13 protein-coding genes are annotated in these 16,593 nt (G+C 46.7%); all 13 read left to right on the top strand.

Annotation, left to right across the window (positions count from 1 at the left end):
- Positions 1 to 177 precede the first annotated feature (177 nt).
- The 13 genes from BM358_RS08950 (at position 178) to mraY (ending at position 16,592) form a co-directional block, all read left to right on the top strand.
- The gene (locus BM358_RS08950) at positions 178 to 1,110 is read left to right on the top strand and encodes an ABC transporter permease (protein ID WP_023989458.1); all 933 of its coding nucleotides are present in this window, start codon (positions 178 to 180) and stop codon (positions 1,108 to 1,110) included.
- Positions 1,111 to 1,114: 4 nt separating this feature from the next.
- The gene (locus BM358_RS08945; protein WP_013311103.1) at positions 1,115 to 2,065 is read left to right on the top strand and encodes an ABC transporter permease; all 951 of its coding nucleotides are present in this window, start codon (positions 1,115 to 1,117) and stop codon (positions 2,063 to 2,065) included.
- Between the two features lie 11 nt (positions 2,066 to 2,076).
- Complete coding sequence (locus tag BM358_RS08940) at positions 2,077 to 3,015, top strand: ABC transporter ATP-binding protein (protein ID WP_013311102.1); 939 nt, start codon at positions 2,077 to 2,079, stop codon at positions 3,013 to 3,015.
- Positions 3,016 to 3,137: 122 nt separating this feature from the next.
- Positions 3,138 to 4,769 carry a bacillithiol biosynthesis cysteine-adding enzyme BshC gene (gene bshC / locus BM358_RS08935; RefSeq protein ID WP_028540474.1) on the top strand — a complete coding sequence of 544 codons (1,632 nt, stop codon included), beginning with the start codon at positions 3,138 to 3,140 and terminating at the stop codon, positions 4,767 to 4,769.
- 64 nt (positions 4,770 to 4,833) lie between these two features.
- On the top strand, positions 4,834 to 6,099 hold the full coding sequence (locus BM358_RS08930; protein ID WP_013311100.1) for an adenosylhomocysteinase: 1,266 nt from the start codon (positions 4,834 to 4,836) through the stop codon (positions 6,097 to 6,099).
- Positions 6,100 to 6,431: 332 nt separating this feature from the next.
- Positions 6,432 to 6,869, top strand: a complete 438-nt coding sequence (mraZ, locus tag BM358_RS08925) for a division/cell wall cluster transcriptional repressor MraZ (RefSeq protein ID WP_013311099.1) — start codon at positions 6,432 to 6,434, stop codon at positions 6,867 to 6,869.
- Positions 6,870 to 6,886: 17 nt separating this feature from the next.
- Positions 6,887 to 7,837, top strand: coding sequence for a 16S rRNA (cytosine(1402)-N(4))-methyltransferase RsmH (gene rsmH / locus BM358_RS08920; protein ID WP_025721606.1), 951 nt, complete (start codon positions 6,887 to 6,889; stop codon positions 7,835 to 7,837).
- 24 nt (positions 7,838 to 7,861) lie between these two features.
- Entirely contained in the window at positions 7,862 to 8,242 is a 381-nt protein-coding gene (locus BM358_RS08915) for a hypothetical protein (protein WP_028540475.1), read from the top strand.
- Between the two features lie 60 nt (positions 8,243 to 8,302).
- Complete coding sequence (locus BM358_RS08910) at positions 8,303 to 10,657, top strand: penicillin-binding transpeptidase domain-containing protein (RefSeq protein WP_028540476.1); 2,355 nt, start codon at positions 8,303 to 8,305, stop codon at positions 10,655 to 10,657.
- A gap of 81 nt (positions 10,658 to 10,738) precedes the next feature.
- Complete coding sequence (locus BM358_RS08905) at positions 10,739 to 12,655, top strand: stage V sporulation protein D (RefSeq protein WP_028540477.1); 1,917 nt, start codon at positions 10,739 to 10,741, stop codon at positions 12,653 to 12,655.
- A gap of 55 nt (positions 12,656 to 12,710) precedes the next feature.
- Positions 12,711 to 14,198 (top strand): UDP-N-acetylmuramoyl-L-alanyl-D-glutamate--2,6-diaminopimelate ligase, encoded by a 1,488-nt coding sequence (locus tag BM358_RS08900; protein WP_028540478.1) that lies wholly within the window; start codon positions 12,711 to 12,713, stop codon positions 14,196 to 14,198.
- Positions 14,198 to 15,601, top strand: a complete 1,404-nt coding sequence (murF, locus tag BM358_RS08895) for a UDP-N-acetylmuramoyl-tripeptide--D-alanyl-D-alanine ligase (protein ID WP_028540479.1) — start codon at positions 14,198 to 14,200, stop codon at positions 15,599 to 15,601. The genes BM358_RS08900 and murF overlap by 1 nt, the downstream gene beginning before the upstream one ends.
- 22 nt (positions 15,602 to 15,623) lie before the next feature.
- Positions 15,624 to 16,592: a phospho-N-acetylmuramoyl-pentapeptide-transferase gene (mraY, locus tag BM358_RS08890; RefSeq protein ID WP_013311092.1), complete on the top strand. Its 969-nt coding sequence runs from the start codon at positions 15,624 to 15,626 to the stop codon at positions 16,590 to 16,592.
- Position 16,593 lies beyond the last annotated feature (1 nt).

Genomic DNA, 16,593 nt, shown 5'->3' with positions numbered 1-16,593 from the left:
TTGATAGTTACTTCGGGATATATATGTGGATAGAACCATATATATCCCGTTTTTTTTGTGTGTCATGGTCTTTTCCATCATCATGTAACCATGCAAATAAGTAGATTGGACAGTCCAATTCTATTTCGATAAAATCGAATGGTGTCGAAAAAAATTTATGGGGGGTGTAAACGGGCAATGACGCGTTATTTGATCAGTAAATTTTTCTATATGCTGCTATCTTTGTTCATTCTGATCTCTGCGACGTTTTTTCTCATGAAAGCAATTCCGGGTAACCCCTTCATGAGTGAAAAAGCGACTTCTCCTGAGATTCAAGCCCGGTTAATGGAACAATATGGGCTGGATAAGCCTGTATATGTCCAATATTTTAAATACTTAGGTGATATTGCTTCAGGTGATTTTGGTATTTCTATGAAAAAGCTGAATCAAAGTGTAACTGACATTATCGGACAAACTTTTACGGTTTCCCTCAAACTAGGTTTTGTTGCCATAATCGTGTCGATAATTGTCGGTCTCTTGCTAGGTATGCTGGCAGCTTTGTATCATCGTAGGCTAATAGATAACGTTGCAATGGTATTAGCTATAATGGGGATTGCGGTTCCCAGCTTCGTTCTAGCATCGTTGATTCAATTTTTCTTCGCTCAACAGTTAGGTTGGTTTAATGTTATGGGCTTTGACGGTCCGATGGACTACGTTCTGCCTGTTGCAGCTTTATCTGCTTCCCCAATTGCGTTTATCGCTCGACTAACGCGTTCCAGCATGCTGGAAGTGCTTCATGCGGATTACATTAAGACTGCCAAAGCTAAAGGCTTGAAATCCATTACAATTATGTTCAAACACGTTGTACGTAATGCTATTTTGCCGGTTGTTACCTATGTGGGACCCATGACGGCCAATATTATTACGGGTTCAGTTGTTATTGAACGTATCTTCGGGATTGGCGGTATTGGTAAGGTATTCGTAGATAGTATTACAACCCGCGATTATACCATGATTATGGGAGTTACTATTTTTTACGGTATTTTGCTGATGGTGGCGCGTTTTATTACAGATATTGCATATGGATTTATTGATCCGCGGATTAAGCTTACTGGCGGGAAGGAGGGATAACTTTATGTCTGTTAAAGATAATGCTGTGAACTTGGATAAGCTTCAGGTAAAACCGGAAGATTTCCAGAAGGTCGGGGCGGATGAAAAGCAGTCTGAAGTTATTCAGCGCGAAAGCTTGTCCGCTTGGCGAGATGCTTGGGAACGACTTCGTAAAAATAAACTGGCAATGACGAGCTTGAGTGTGTTGGTTCTCATTGTGCTTGCTTCAATTGTTGGGCCGATGCTGTCCCCATACGATGACCGCACCAATGATTTGTTGAGCACCAATCTTCCTCCTTCGGCGGAACATTGGTTCGGAACAGATGATCTGGGACGTGATATGTTTGTACGTACTTGGATGGGCGCTCGGATTTCCTTGATTATTGGTTTGGCTGCTGCAATGATTGATTTGATGATTGGAGTTATTTATGGTGGAATTATGGGTTACTTTGGTGGCCGCGTTGATGAAATCATGAATAAATTTTCTGAAATCTTGTACTCCATTCCTTACTTGCTTGTTACGATCCTGTTGCTGGTTGTACTGGAGCCAAGTATCACTACAATTATTATTGCGCTCTGTGTAACGGGGTGGATTAACATGTCGTGGATTGTACGTGGTGAGATGTTACAACTTAAAAACCGAGAATTCGTACTTGCTTCCCGTTCAATGGGTGCTGGTGCAGGTCGTTTGCTGTTCCGTCACTTGTTGCCTAATGCGGTAGGACCAATCATTGTCACACTGACTTTGACAGTTCCAAGTGCTATTTTCTCTGAGGCATTCCTGAGCTTCCTTGGATTAGGGGTACAGGCTCCTCAGGCGTCGCTGGGTTCAATGATTGAATCGGCTCTGACCGGGTGGATGTATTACCCGTGGCGGATGCTTTTCCCAGCAGGTTTGATCAGTTTGATTATGCTTGCGTTCAACCTTTTTGGCGACGGCTTGCGTGATGCGCTTGATCCGAAGTTGAAGAAATAGGAGGTGAGATCATGGTGAGTAGCAACAATTTAATTGAGGTTGAAGGTCTTAAAAAGTATTTTAATGTTGGCAAAAACCGTGTGCTCAAAGCGGTGGACAACCTGAATTTCTATATTCGCGAGGGTGAAACGCTGGGTATGGTTGGCGAATCCGGCTGTGGTAAGTCTACAGCGGGTCGTACGATTTTGCGCTTGTATGAACCTACAGCAGGTAGCGTGCGTTTTAACGGTACGGATATTTACAAATTATCACCAAGTAAAATGAAAGCAATGCGCCGTGATATGCAGATGATCTTTCAAGATCCGTATGCATCATTGAACCCGCGTTTTACCGTTTCTGATATTATTGGTGAGGCACTGGATATTCACAATATGGCGGGTAGCCGTGCAGAACGTAAGAAACGGATTGAAGAGTTACTTGATCTGGTTGGTTTGAACCCTGACCATGCAACACGCTATCCGCATGAGTTTTCTGGTGGTCAACGTCAACGGATCGGCATTGCACGCGCACTAGCGGTTAATCCTAAATTCATCATTTGTGATGAGCCGATTTCAGCTCTTGACGTATCTATTCAGGCTCAGGTTGTCAACCTGTTAAAAGAGCTTCAAGAACGTTTGGGTCTGACATACCTGTTCATTGCGCATGATCTGTCGATGGTCAAGCACATCAGTGATCGGGTAGCTGTAATGTATATGGGTAGAATGGTCGAGCTTGCAGAAAGTGCTGAATTGTATGCAAATCCGATCCATCCTTATACGAAAATGCTTTTGTCGGCGATCCCACTTCCTGATCCAGAAGTAGAAGCCAACAAAAAACGGATTATTATGCCAGGCGACCAAGCAGGCCCGATTCATGATGCATCTGGCAGCAAGACAGGGGCTTATAACCTGGAAAATGCCACGCTCATCGAAGTGTCTAAAGGACATTTTGTAGCTGAGCCTTACGCCTGATCTTGTTTTATGCACCAACCGCCGAGTTATTCGGCGGTTTTTTTTGTAGGAAGCTTTGACGTGGACATGGGCTTTCGGTACAATCAAGCAGTAAGGTTTTGGTGGAGACAGGAGGCAGACCCATGATGATAATTCCGGAAACGCTTCGCGGAGGGTCGGCTTTGGCAGAAGATTATATACAGGGTACAGGACGCGCAAGCGACTTGTATGAATATAATGTGCTGCACGCCGATGCTTATGCCCAACGGGCGAAGTGGCTGGATAAGACGGGGCATCTGCGATTAAACCGTAAGGATATCGTAGCATGTCTTCGTATATACAATGAGAAATACAATTCGTATGAGGCGGTTCGTGCTTCATTGGACCGTCTGGAAAGTCCAGATGCCTTAGTAGTAGCTGGCGGGCAGCAAAGCGGATTGTTCACAGGTCCGATGCTGGTCATTTACAAAGCTGCTAGCCTAATTAAGGCGGCGAGAGAAGCTGAGGAACGGCTTGGACGTCCGGTTATTCCCGTCTTCTGGATTGCTGGCGAAGATCATGACTGGGACGAGGTCAATCATACATACGTAATGGCAAATGACCCACAAGCCGTCAAAATCAAGCTGAATAAGCAACCTGAACGCCGTTCTTCGGTTAGTGCCATTAAAGTTGAGGCTGTTGAGTGGAAGCAAGCGATAGCGGATATAGAGCAAAGCTTGCCAGATTCAGAACATAAGGCTGAAATAATGCGCATGATTGAGAACGGGCTAACGGATTCATATGGACTGAGTGAAGCCTTTGCCAAGTTGCTGGGCCTTTTGTTCGGCACCTATGGATTAGTACTCTTGGATTCAGCAGATCCTTCGCTACGCAAGCTGGAAGCATCCGTTTTTAAGCAACTGGTTCAGCACAATGATGAGTTGGAGCAGGCTTACCGGACGACTGCTGCGCGGATCGTAGATTATGGATATCATTTACAAGCGGATGTGCATGAAGGTGGCGCGAATCTCTTTTATATCCATGAAGATGAACGCTTGCTGCTTTTCAAAAAAGCTGGACTATTCACGGATCGACACGGTCTGGTGGTGTTTACTGTGGATGAACTGCTTGAAGAGATAGATAGACATCCCGAACGTTTTAGTAACAATGTGCTAACTCGTCCTCTAATGCAGGATTCACTGTTTCCGGTGCTGGCATCTGTGCTGGGTCTAGGAGAGATTGCTTACTGGGCGATTACACGGGATGCTTTCGGGGTGTTGGAGATGCAAATGCCGATACTGCTGCCACGAATGTCTTTTACGTTGGTAGAGCCAGGCGTGGAGAAGCATATGCTTAAGTATGAATTGAGTTTTGGTCAAGTTAGAGACGGACTTGAGGAACGGAAAAAGCAATGGATCGCCACTCAAGATCAGCTTGGAATGCAGGATCAGTTTTCCGGGGCTAAGGAAGCTTTTGTCCGCATGTACGAACCGCTTGTGCAGCAGACAGGTTTGATTGAAAAAGGTTTGCTACCGCTCGGAGAAACCAACCGCGATAAGATTCTGGCACAGATCGCCTATCTGGAGGCAAAAGTTCAGGAAGCGTTGCTTCGGCAAAATGAAACAGCACTTCGCCAGTGGGATCGTATTGAGTGGTCGCTTTTTCCATTTGGACAGCCGCAGGAGCGGGCGTATACGATCTATCATTTTCTGAACCGTCATGGTCTCAGCCTGATTGATATGATTATGAGTGTACCATTGGATCTGACGGGTACGCATCGCGCTATTTATGTATGATTTATTATTTTATATAGGATTTATCATGGTTCAAATTTAACCAATATGAAGGAGGAAACAAAGTATGACTTCCCATTCTCTGCAAAATAGCATAGTTCACGATCTTAAATTGGCCCCTGAAGGTCATTTGAAAATTGATTGGGTAGAAGCCCATATGCCAGTATTGAACCGTATACGTCAACAATTCGAGCAAGAGCAGCCTTTTGCTGGTCTGAAGGTAACCATCTGTCTACATCTGGAGGCCAAAACGGCTTATCTGGCTAAAGTGGTACAAGCAGGTGGAGCGCAGGTAACTATTACGGGTAGTAATCCGTTGTCCACACAAGATGATGTTTGCGCCGCATTAGTTGAAGATGGCGTTACAGTATTAGCTAAATACAATCCGGACCCGGAAGAATTCAAAAATTTGCAAATCAAGGCACTGGAAACAAAGCCGGATCTCATTATAGATGATGGTGGTGACTTGGTTACTCTGTTGCAATCCGAACGGCCTGATCTGATTTCTACGATCCGTGGGGGAGCAGAGGAGACAACTACTGGCATTATTCGTTTGAAGGCTTTGGAAAAAGAAGGGCAACTTCACTTTCCGATGGTGGCTGTTAATGATGCTTACTGCAAATATTTGTTTGATAACCGCTATGGTACAGGACAGTCAGCTTTCGACGGCATTATTCGTACGACTAATCTGGTTGTAGCCGGAAGTACAGTGGTTGTGGTAGGTTATGGCTGGTGTGGCAAAGGGGTTGCAATGCGTGCGAAAGGGCTGGGAGCCAACGTTGTTGTAACCGAAGTTGATCCAATCAAGGCAGTAGAAGCCCATATGGATGGGTTCCATGTGTTGCCGATGGTAGAAGCTGCCAAACTGGGCGACTTCTTTATTACAGTAACTGGAAACAAGGCTGTAATTACAGGAGAACACTTTGATGTGATGAAGGATGGAGCTGTGCTGTGTAACGCAGGGCATTTTGATGTGGAGGTTAGTAAGCCTGAGCTTGCTAAACGTTCCGAATCCATTCGTACGGTGCGTCGCAATATCGAGGAATATCGCTTTAAAGATGGACGTAAAATGTATTTGCTGGCAGAAGGACGCCTCGTGAATCTGGCTGCTGCTGATGGTCATCCTGCGGAAATTATGGATACGACATTTGCGCTTCAGGCGCTTGGCTTGAAATATGTGAATGATCGTTACAATGAGCTAGGCAAAGCTGTTATTAATGTACCTTATGAAATTGATGAACAGGTAGCTCGATTCAAACTTGATAGTCTGGGAATCCAAATTGACACGTTAACTGAAGACCAAAAGATCTATTTGGACAGCTGGAACGCGTAATCGGATTATTTAATCACGATTTTCGCTGCAAAAGTGTTGCGTTTTTAATGCAAGTGTTTGTTTAGGTTGGCATAATGGACAGAGAGTAAGCCCTTTATTCCGTGTTGTTTCGAAACCTGATGCATATTGTCGGGGGCCGGCTTCATGGGGTAAGGGGCTTTTTTGCATCTTGTGACGCAGGGCTACAATAACAGACATAAGGGTATGGATCCGGCTTCTATCACTTTTTGGTAATGAAAAAGAGGTCTTTGATTTTTTAAAGCGAATCTATTATGCTTAGGTGGTGGAAAGTGGGCCAAAGTGGGAGAATGGGGTAAGGGGTGACGAAACCAATGTTTATGGGGGAGTTCCAACATAGCATTGATGAGAAGGGTCGGCTTACTGTACCGGCCAAGTTTCGTGAACTTCTCGGTGCCTCGTTCGTGGTTACCCGCGGGCTGGACCAATGCCTCTTCGTGTATCCCATGGATGAGTGGGCTGTCATGGAGAAAAAACTTAAAGCACTGCCTCTGATGAAGGCCGATGCGCGGGCGTTTACCCGTTTTTTTTTCTCGGGGGCGACTGAATGCGAATTGGACAAACAGGGCAGGGTAAATTTACCGGGGAATTTGTGCGAATACGCCAAGCTTACTAAAGAGTGCGTCGTATTGGGAGTGTCCACCCGTGTAGAGATTTGGAGCAAGCATACTTGGGAGCAATATTTCAACCAATCAGAAGAAGCATTTAACGACATTGCTGAGAAATTGGTTGATTTCAACTTTGAATTGTAATTTAGGAGGTCAGCCGTTTGTTTCACCACATTACCGTACTCAAAGAAGAAGCAACACAGGCACTAAACATCAGGCAGGACGGGATTTATGTGGACTGCACGTTGGGAGGGGCAGGACACAGTTCCGTCATTGCATCACAGCTTGGCCCTGAGGGAAGGCTCATTGCCTTTGATCAGGACGACTGGGCATTGAACAATGCGCGAGAGAAGCTGTCAGCCTATGAAGGAAAGATTTCATTAGTGAAATCCAACTTCCGCCACTTGCAGGACAAGCTGACCGAGCTGGGATTGCCCGAAAAAGACGGCGTCCCGCAAGTCCAGGGTATTTTGTTCGATCTGGGTGTATCCTCGCCCCAGTTCGATGAGGGGGAACGGGGATTTAGCTACAATCATGATGCGCCGCTTGATATGCGGATGGATCAGAGTAGCTCGCTTACGGCTTACGAAATTGTCAATGAATGGTCAGAAGCAGAGATTGCGCGTATTTTGTTTCATTACGGAGAAGAGAAGTTCTCACGGCGGATCGCAAAGATCATGATTGAACGTCGATTGAACAAGCCTATTCACACAACAGGGGAACTTGTCGATATTATCAAAGAAGGAATTCCGGCTGCGGCACGCAGAACCGGGGGACATCCGGCTAAACGCAGTTTCCAGGCTTTGCGGATTGCTGTGAATGATGAGTTGGGTGCACTGGAAGATACTTTGCATCAGGCAATAAGATGTCTGGCTCCAGGAGGCAGAATTTCGGTCATTACATTCCATTCTCTGGAGGATCGGATATGCAAGCATATTTTCAAGGAGTATTTGGCGAAAAGCATCTATCCGTCTGATTTGCCTATTTTGGAGGACAAAATGGAAGGCGATCTGAAGCTGGTGAATCGTAAGCCGATTATGGCGTCAGAGCAGGAACTGGAGCTTAATCCACGGTCCCGGTCAGCTAAGCTGAGAGTTGCCGAGAAATTGTAAATTTAATGGAGAAGGAGAGGCGACATGGCTTATACACGCGGTAATTTGGCTGTAAAAGAAAGAGCCCGTCAGGAACAGGTTCAGCAACAACGGTATCGTGAGACCACCAAAGTCGTTACACGCCGCAGAGAGCTGCCGATTCGAGAAAAGCTGCTGTATCTATTGACACTTGTAGCGTGCATTGTCATTGCTGGTATGTTGATTAGCAGGTACGCTCACATTTATCAAATCAATTATTCGATTAATACGGCAAGCAAGGACATTTCCAAATTACAGACCAATATCGCCCAACTGAAGATTCAAAAGGAGCGTCTGGAAAATCAGATCGTGCCGACTGCAAAGGAACAGGGATATATCGAACCAACAAGAGAGCCCATTCGTGTGGAAAAGCAGGCTGCCAAATAGTTAAGGGCATAGCATCAAGCTATGCTCTGACGTACATTTTTTTGCAGAGAGGTTTGAGCTATGGTCAAAAGAATAAAGCTTCGCACACTGCTAATAGGGGGATGTATTACCCTCTTTTTTCTTGTTCTGCTACTTAAGGTATTTTGGATTCAAGTTGTGAGTGGGGAGTACTGGCATAACCTGGTAGTTAATCAAGTAGAAAGAGATCAGGTGATTCAGCCCAAGCGTGGAACCATTACGGACCGTAAAGGAAACGTATTGGCTACGGATGCACCGGCTTATACGGTAGTTGTCAATCCTAGTATCATTCAGGAGTATGATTTGGAGAATGAGGTTGTAGCTAAGCTGCACCAGTTACTCAAAACGCCTGAGGATGAGCTGAGAGGACATCTTTCTGCAAAGGATAAAAAGGGGAACTACTTAAAAAATCGCGAGATTCGTAATGGGGGCTGGAAGGTAGATCCTGAGGTCAAGGCACAAGTGGATACGTTCAAAGAGTATTTGAAGGATAAGTATGAAGTAATTGGAGCTGTGGACACCGTTCAAGAATCCAAACGCTATTATCCGGAAAATAAGCTGGCTTCCCATGTTCTTGGCTATCAAAGAAAAGATGGCACAGCAGGTATGGGGTTGGAAGCTTATTATAATAAAGAGCTCTCGGGGACGGCTGGAAAGCTTCTGTATCAGCGGGATCGGAAGGGAGTTCCTCTTCAAGGATCGGAAAGTGTCTATGAGCCGGCACAAAATGGTAAAAATTTAAAGCTGACGATTGACGATACGATTCAGTATTATATAGAGGATGCCATGCAGGAAGCTATTGCAAAATACAACCCGAAAACGATGACTGTAGTAGCTGCTGATCCCCAAACGATGGATGTTCTCGGTATGGCGACTTACCCGAATTTTAATCCCAATACATATGGGAGTACACCCTTGGAATATTTCCGTAATAATGCTACTCAATCTATCTACGAGCCTGGCTCCACGTTTAAGATTGTCACCTTGGCAGCTGCGGTTCAAGAAAAGGTGTTCAATCCAAATGAATCCTACCAATCTGGTATGATTCGGGTCGGAGGCTGGGATATTCGTGACGTAAGCCGTAACTGGGGAACGTTAACCTATCTTCAGGGGGTCAAGCGTTCAAGTAACGTCGGTTTCGTCCATCTGGGATTGGATAAGTTGGGTGGCGAAAGGCTGAAGAAATATATTAATAACTTTGGATTCGGCGTGAAAACAGGCATTGATCTTCCGAGTGAGTCTACCGGAGCTATTACTTTCCATACCCAGTACAAATCCGAGGTGGCAACGGCTTCGTATGGACACGGACGTGTTCAGGTAACGCCAATCCAGCAGGTAGCTGCAATTTCGGCAATTGCTAACGGGGGGAAGCTGATGCAACCTCATCTGGTGAAAGAAATCATGAACCCAGATACAGGCGAAGTTCAGACGATTCAACCGAAGGAAGTCCGCCAAGTGATTACTCGGGAATCGGCAGTCCAGACAAGCAGCTATCTGGAGCAGGTCGTATCTGACCAAGAAATTGGTACGGGACGCCTTGCTTATATTGACGGATATCGTGTAGCTGGTAAAACAGGTACAGCGACGAAGGTCGTCGGAAAAGTATATGACCATTCGAAGGATGTCGTGTCCTTTATAGGTTTTGCACCAGTAAATGATCCGAAAATAGCTGTTTTGGTTGTTATGGATGAACCTAACAAATCAGTAGGCGGCGGTACAGCAGCAGCGCCTGTATTTAAAAAAATCGTATCTCAATCGTTGCAATATATGGGGGTTCCAAAAACAGGAACTAAAACGAATAAATCAGGTGGCGCTGTTGTAAAAACAGTGAATTTGCCAACGGTACCAACATTAACTAGTCAGGTGAAGAAAGATGCGCAAAATGCATTGCTCAAACAGGGAATTGCCTATGAAACGGTAGGCAAAGGCTCCAAAATTGTTCGCCAATATCCTGAAGCAGGCGTCAAAATGAAACCCGGACAACGCATTTACTTGCTGACTGAGGATAGTGCCAACATGACTATTCCTGATTTTACAGGTGTTTCGTTGCGTGACACACTTCAAGTTCTGACCCTTATGAAGGTTGGTGTGCAGGTAAGCGGCGAAGGTTATGTTGTCTCTCAAAAGGCGCAGATGGTAAATGGAAAGCGGATCGTCAGCGTGACGCTTCAGCCGGCCAAAGAAACGGTGACCGGAGTGAAACCGGAGGAAACACAGGACTCGACCAATGGAGTTGCAGCTAACCAGACCGGCAGCGCAACAAAAACGGAGGTCGATACTAAAACCGAATCCAGTACTACCGCTGATGCTGGAACAGACGCGGGAGCTCCTAAGGGAGGAATATCTGCTGTTGCAGATGAGAAAAGTGCTGCTGCGATTAAAGGCGAGGATAACTGATAGCTTGTTCTAATGTCCGTTCTTTTGAATATTCATGAGGTAAGACATGTCATGAGTATTTGAGGAACGGAGGGAGCGCGTTTGAAAAAATCTAACGTGACCATGCGGCGGAGGCTGGTATGGGGGCTAATGGGATTATTTGTACTGTTTGCGGCCTTGTCGATCCGGCTCGCCTATGTTCAATTGGGTAAAGGAGGCGAGCTCTCGGCCAAGGCTGAGGATTCGTGGCGCCGCAATATTCCATTTGCCGCCAAGCGCGGCGAAATTTTGGATCGGCAGGGTACGGCGCTGACCTACAATGTCAGTTCGCCGACAGTCATGGCGATACCAGTGCAAATTAAGAAGCCGGAAGAAACGGCACGCAGGCTGGCGCCCTTGCTGGATATGAGTGAGGATAAAGTGCTCAAGCTGATTACCAAACGAACAGCAAGCCAAAAACTTCAGCCCGGCGGACGGAAAATTACGATGGAGAAAGCGCAGCAAATTCGTGATTTGAAGCTGCCGGGTATCGTTGTTGCTGAAGACAACAAACGTTATTATCCTTATGGTGATCTAGCGGCTCATATTCTTGGGTTTACAGGAATTGATAATCAAGGGCTGACAGGCGTAGAGAAGCAGCAAAACAGTAAGCTTCGGGGAATCGACGGAAGCATTGCGTATTTATCAGATGCAGGTGGTCGTCTGATGCCTGGTTCTTCTGAAAAATACATTGAACCGAAGGATGGACTGAATTTACAATTAACCATTGATAAGTCTGTGCAGTCCATTATGGAACGGGAGCTTGACCAAGCCATGGTCAAATTTCAGGCGAAGTCCGCGTTGTCTATTGCTATGAACCCCAAGACGGGTGAAATATTAGGCATGGCTGGACGACCAAGCTATGAGCCAGCACTATACAAGCAATATGCGCCTGAAATCTATAATCGAAATCTGCCTATCTGGATGACATATGAACCTGGGTCTACTTTCAAAATTATTACACTGGCGGCTGCCTTGGAAGAAAAGAAGGTCAATCTCAAAAATGACCGTTTTTTTGATCCGGGATATATTGAAGTCGGTGGAGCACGCCTGCGTTGCTGGAAGAAAGGCGGACATGGAAGCCAAACGTTCCTTCAAGTGGTGGAGAATTCTTGCAACCCCGGTTTTGTAACATTGGGGCAGCGGTTAGGTAAAGAAGCACTTTTCAAGTACATTCGGAATTTCGGCTTCGGCAGCAAAACGGGAATCGACATGATTGGTGAGGGCAACGGCATTTTGTTCAAGCTACCTCAGGTCGGTCCTGTAGAACTGGCGACAACCGCTTTTGGTCAAGGGGTGTCTGTCACTCCGATCCAGCAGGTTACCGCTGTATCGGCGGCAATCAATGGCGGTAATCTTTATAAGCCTCACATTACAAAAGGTTGGGTTCAGCCGGGAACCGGAAAAGTGCTGGAAAAAGTAGAACCAGAACTAGTACGTAGGGTCATTTCAGAGGAGACCTCCCGACAGGTAAGAGAAGCGCTGGAGAGCGTCGTTGCTAAAGGTACAGGTCGTCCTGCTTTCATTGAAGGCTATCGGGTGGGAGGTAAAACGGGGACAGCACAAAAGGTCATTAACGGACGTTATTCTTCCTCGGAGCATATTGTATCCTTTATTGGTTTTGCGCCGGCGGATGATCCGCAAATCGTCGTCTATACCGCTGTCGATAACCCGAAGGGAATTCAATTCGGCGGGGTGGTTGCTGCGCCAATCGTGCAAAATATTTTAAAGGACGCGCTGATTGCCTTGAAAATACCGCCTCGCACCAATCAAATTGCCAAAGAGTACAAGTATGGAGAAAATCCGATCGAAACGGTACCTGATCTGGTAGGTGCTACTGCAGCTGATTTGTACGAAGATATGAATATGAACTTTATGCTCGTGAAATCTGGGTCAGGCAAGACGGTCGTGAGTCAGGCGCCGAAGCCGGGCTCCAGATTGGAGCGGGGATCAACGATCCGTATTTACATGGGGGATTGATAGGTTCATTTTATACCATACTATGAATAACGAGAGAGCAATGGAGGAATGAAAGATGCAGCTTCAACAATTGGCTTCACTGCTGGCCGTCTCCCGTGTGGTGGGTGACGGTACAGTGGATTGCCGAGGAATCGGGGCGGATTCACGTCGAGTGCAACCGGGGGATTTATTTCTGTGTTTGCCAGGTTTTACAGTGGACGGACATGACTATGCTGAGCAGGCAATTGCGTCCGGGGCGGCAGCTTTGGTCGTTGAACGTGAACTGGATGTACCTGTTCCGCAGCTTGTAGTTAAGGATGCACGACATGCCATGGCGGTTTTGGCAGATTATATGTTTGATTCACCGAGCCGACGCATGCGCATGATCGGCATAACCGGAACCAACGGTAAAACAACGATAACTTATCTGATTGAAAAGATCATGAAGGATGCGGGGGTGAACACCGGACTGATTGGTACGATTCAAATGCGTTACGGTGGTCAGTCTTACCCAATGTCTGGCACTACGCCCGAAGCGGTGGAACTGCAACGTTATCTCGGAAATATGGCAGAGCAGGGGGTTCAATGCTGTGTCATGGAAGTATCCTCACATGCGTTGGAGCAGGGCCGCGTCAAAGGAACTGATTTTCGCACCGCTATATTTACAAACCTGACGCAGGACCACCTGGACTACCACAACACAATGGAGGAGTACCGTGCTGCAAAAGGACTTTTATTCTCTAGGTTGGGAAATGCTTTCTCGCGGGATGCATCCGATAGCAAATATGCTGTTCTGAATGCAGACGATCCGGCTTCTTCCTATTTGCAGGCTCAAACTGCGGCCCAAGTGATTACATACGGCGTGGAAAAGGAGTCTGATGTGCAGGCATCTCGTATCACTATAGGTTCCAAGGGAACCTCCTTTCATGTGTCTACTTTTAAAGGAGATACCGATATTGAGCTTCGAATGGTAGGCAAGTTCAATGTGTACAACGCACTGGCGGCCATTACCGCTGCTTTGCTGGAAGGAATCTCGCTGGTGGATATCAAGCGCAGTCTAGAGTCTATCGCAGGCGTAGATGGGCGGGTAGAGCCTGTAGATGCGGGTCAGCCCTTTGCTGTTATTGTAGATTATGCCCATACACCGGACGGATTGGAAAATGTCCTTCGCACCGTAAAGGAATTTGCGGTCGGTAAAGTATGGTGTGTATTTGGATGCGGCGGCGACCGAGATCGTACGAAACGCCCATTGATGGGGAAAATTGCTGCGCGTTACAGCGATCACTCGTTTATTACTTCCGACAATCCGCGAACAGAGGACCCGAAAGTGATTTTGAAAGACATCGAACAAGGGTTGATCGACGAAGGTGTACCCGCAGAACGATACGAATTGATCGTGGATCGCAGAACTGCAATTCATAAAGCTGTTGAAATGGCAAGCCCTGACGATGTAGTATTGATTGCGGGAAAAGGTCATGAGACTTACCAGTTGATCGGAAAAACGGTGCATGAATTCGATGACCGCATCGTAGCCAAAGAAGCGATAAGGGGTTTATCCAAGTGATGAAAAGAACAATCGGTCAGATTGCATCTATGTGTGGAGGAATACTTCACGGAGAAGCGGACACCGAACAGATGGTCGAAGGCGTTTTTACAGATTCTCGCAGGCCGCAGAGCCAAGGGTTGTTTGTTCCACTCGTGGGCGAACGGTTTGATGGGCATAATTATGTGCAGCAGATCGTAAGCGAGGCAGGTGCAGCTGCATTTTTATGGCAAAAGGATCATGGAGCACCTCCGGCTGAGAACGCTATTGAGGTAGAGGATACGCTAGAAGCCCTTCAGCATCTAGCAGCTGCATACTTACGCGAAACCGGCGTTTCTGTCGTTGGGATCACGGGAAGCAACGGCAAGACGACAACGAAAGACATCGTAAACGCTCTGCTGGGCACGACTTTTAAAGTACACAAAACCGAAGGGAATTATAACAATCATATCGGTTTGCCTTTAACGGTACTGTCCATGCCGCAGGATACAGATATTCTCATTCTGGAGATGGGCATGAGTGGACGTGGAGAGATTCGTCTGCTGGCTAATATTGCCCAACCAGATGTAGCTATCATAACGAACATAGGCGAATCGCACTTGCTGCAGCTTGGTTCTCGTGCGGAAATCACTCGTGCAAAGTTGGAGATCACAAGTGGCCTTAAGGCTGGTGGTTTGCTGATCTACAACGGGGATGAACCACTGCTTTCACAAGTGTTGGCGGAGTCTGAAACGGTCAAGCCTGAAGGTTTAAAATTGTTTACGTTCGGGCTAGTTGCAGGCAACGATGACTATCCAACTGAAATCACTTCCGATGGAGAAGGCAGCTTATTTATAACAGCCCAATCTGGCAAAGAGGCTTTCCGGCTTCCCTTGCTTGGACAGCACAATGTTGTAAATGGTTTGGCAGCACTGGCGGTAGCGCGTCATTTCAATGTCGATGTAGACCATATACGTAAAGGGTTGTCGTCTTTAAAGCTGACGGGCATGCGCATTGAGGTCGTGAACTGTCCTAATGGACTTACCGTGCTAAACGACGCTTATAATGCCAGTCCGGCTTCAATGAAGGCTGCAATTCAGACGCTGTCTGCGTATAAAACGGACGGACGTAAAATCGCCGTGCTTGGTGACATGCTGGAGTTGGGACCTGAGGAAAAGCAATTCCATGAGGAAATTGGAATTTTCGCGGCAAAGCACGACGTAGAAGTACTGTTTACCTACGGTGCGTTAGGCACTTCGATTGCGCAGGGTGCGCAAGAGTTGATGCCAACTGCTAACGTTCACGCTTATACAGATAAGCAAGAGCTGATCCAGTATTTGCTGGATCATCTACACGCCAATGATATTGTGCTGGTTAAGGCATCCAGAGGGATGCGACTAGAAGAAATTGTGGATGCGCTGAAAAACGGTCCGCTACAGAACTGATGTTGACGAGAGGGAGACTCCCATGGATATTCAATTATTACTGCTGACGATCGTCGTATCGTTTATATTGGCGGTCATTGCCGCTCCACTGCTCATTCCGCTGCTGCGGCGAATGAAATTCGGCCAGCAGGTCCGGGATGACGGGCCACAAAGCCATCTTAAAAAAATAGGTACGCCTACAATGGGCGGTATCGTGATTCTGGTGGCTTTTACGCTGACCTTTCTTAAGTTTTCAGCTATCAAAAATACGGACTTTTACGTTCTGCTGGTTGCTACGCTCGGTTTTGGGCTGATCGGCTTTTTGGACGACTATATCAAGATTGTATTCAAACGCTCGTTAGGTCTGACGGCGCGTCAAAAGCTGTTTGGGCAATTATTGTTTGGCGCGATCATGTGCTGGCTTCTGCTTAGTAATGATCATAGTACTGCGATCGGCATCCCTGGAACGTCATGGTCTTTTGATTGGGGCGGCTGGTTTTATTATCCGTTCATCATTATCATGATGCTGGCGATTAGCAATGCTGTCAATTTCACGGATGGGCTGGACGGGCTGCTGTCCGGTACAAGTGCCATTGCCTTTGCTGCTTATGCCATTGTCGCGATTCAGGCGACCTCGCTTCCGGCAGCAGTATGCTCAGCGGCTATGATTGGCGCTGTACTCGGATTTCTCGTGTATAATGCTCATCCTGCCAAGGTGTTTATGGGTGACACAGGCTCGCTGGGAATCGGCGGCGCCATAGGTGCCATTGCCATCGTTACGAAAAGCGAAATTTTGTTCCTCATTATCGGTGGTGTATTCGTAATTGAAATGCTGTCCGTGGTCTTGCAAGTAGCTTCTTTTAAAACACGTGGCAAGCGTATTTTCAAAATGAGCCCGATTCATCATCATTTCGAGCTGTCCGGCTGGTCCGAATGGCGCGTAGTTATTACATTCTGGGCTGTAGGACTGTTGTTGGCAGGACTCGGACTTTATCTCAACAAGGGGTTGTAGA

Origin of the sequence: Paenibacillus sp. cl130 (genome assembly GCF_900116035.1) — a bacterium.
Taxonomy (GTDB): Bacteria; Bacillota; Bacilli; order Paenibacillales; family Paenibacillaceae; genus Paenibacillus; species Paenibacillus polymyxa_B.
Note: the sequence above shows the minus strand (reverse complement) of the source record. Positions and strands in the feature narration are given on the sequence as shown.

Coding starts and splice junctions, on each gene's coding strand:
- BM358_RS08950 (WP_023989458.1), top strand. CDS start 178: ATGACGCGTTATTTGATCAGTAAATTTTTCTATATGCTGCTATCTTTG.
- BM358_RS08945 (WP_013311103.1), top strand. CDS start 1,115: ATGTCTGTTAAAGATAATGCTGTGAACTTGGATAAGCTTCAGGTAAAA.
- BM358_RS08940 (WP_013311102.1), top strand. CDS start 2,077: ATGGTGAGTAGCAACAATTTAATTGAGGTTGAAGGTCTTAAAAAGTAT.
- bshC (WP_028540474.1), top strand. CDS start 3,138: ATGATGATAATTCCGGAAACGCTTCGCGGAGGGTCGGCTTTGGCAGAA.
- BM358_RS08930 (WP_013311100.1), top strand. CDS start 4,834: ATGACTTCCCATTCTCTGCAAAATAGCATAGTTCACGATCTTAAATTG.
- mraZ (WP_013311099.1), top strand. CDS start 6,432: ATGTTTATGGGGGAGTTCCAACATAGCATTGATGAGAAGGGTCGGCTT.
- BM358_RS08915 (WP_028540475.1), top strand. CDS start 7,862: ATGGCTTATACACGCGGTAATTTGGCTGTAAAAGAAAGAGCCCGTCAG.
- BM358_RS08910 (WP_028540476.1), top strand. CDS start 8,303: ATGGTCAAAAGAATAAAGCTTCGCACACTGCTAATAGGGGGATGTATT.
- BM358_RS08900 (WP_028540478.1), top strand. CDS start 12,711: ATGCAGCTTCAACAATTGGCTTCACTGCTGGCCGTCTCCCGTGTGGTG.
- murF (WP_028540479.1), top strand. CDS start 14,198: ATGAAAAGAACAATCGGTCAGATTGCATCTATGTGTGGAGGAATACTT.
- mraY (WP_013311092.1), top strand. CDS start 15,624: ATGGATATTCAATTATTACTGCTGACGATCGTCGTATCGTTTATATTG.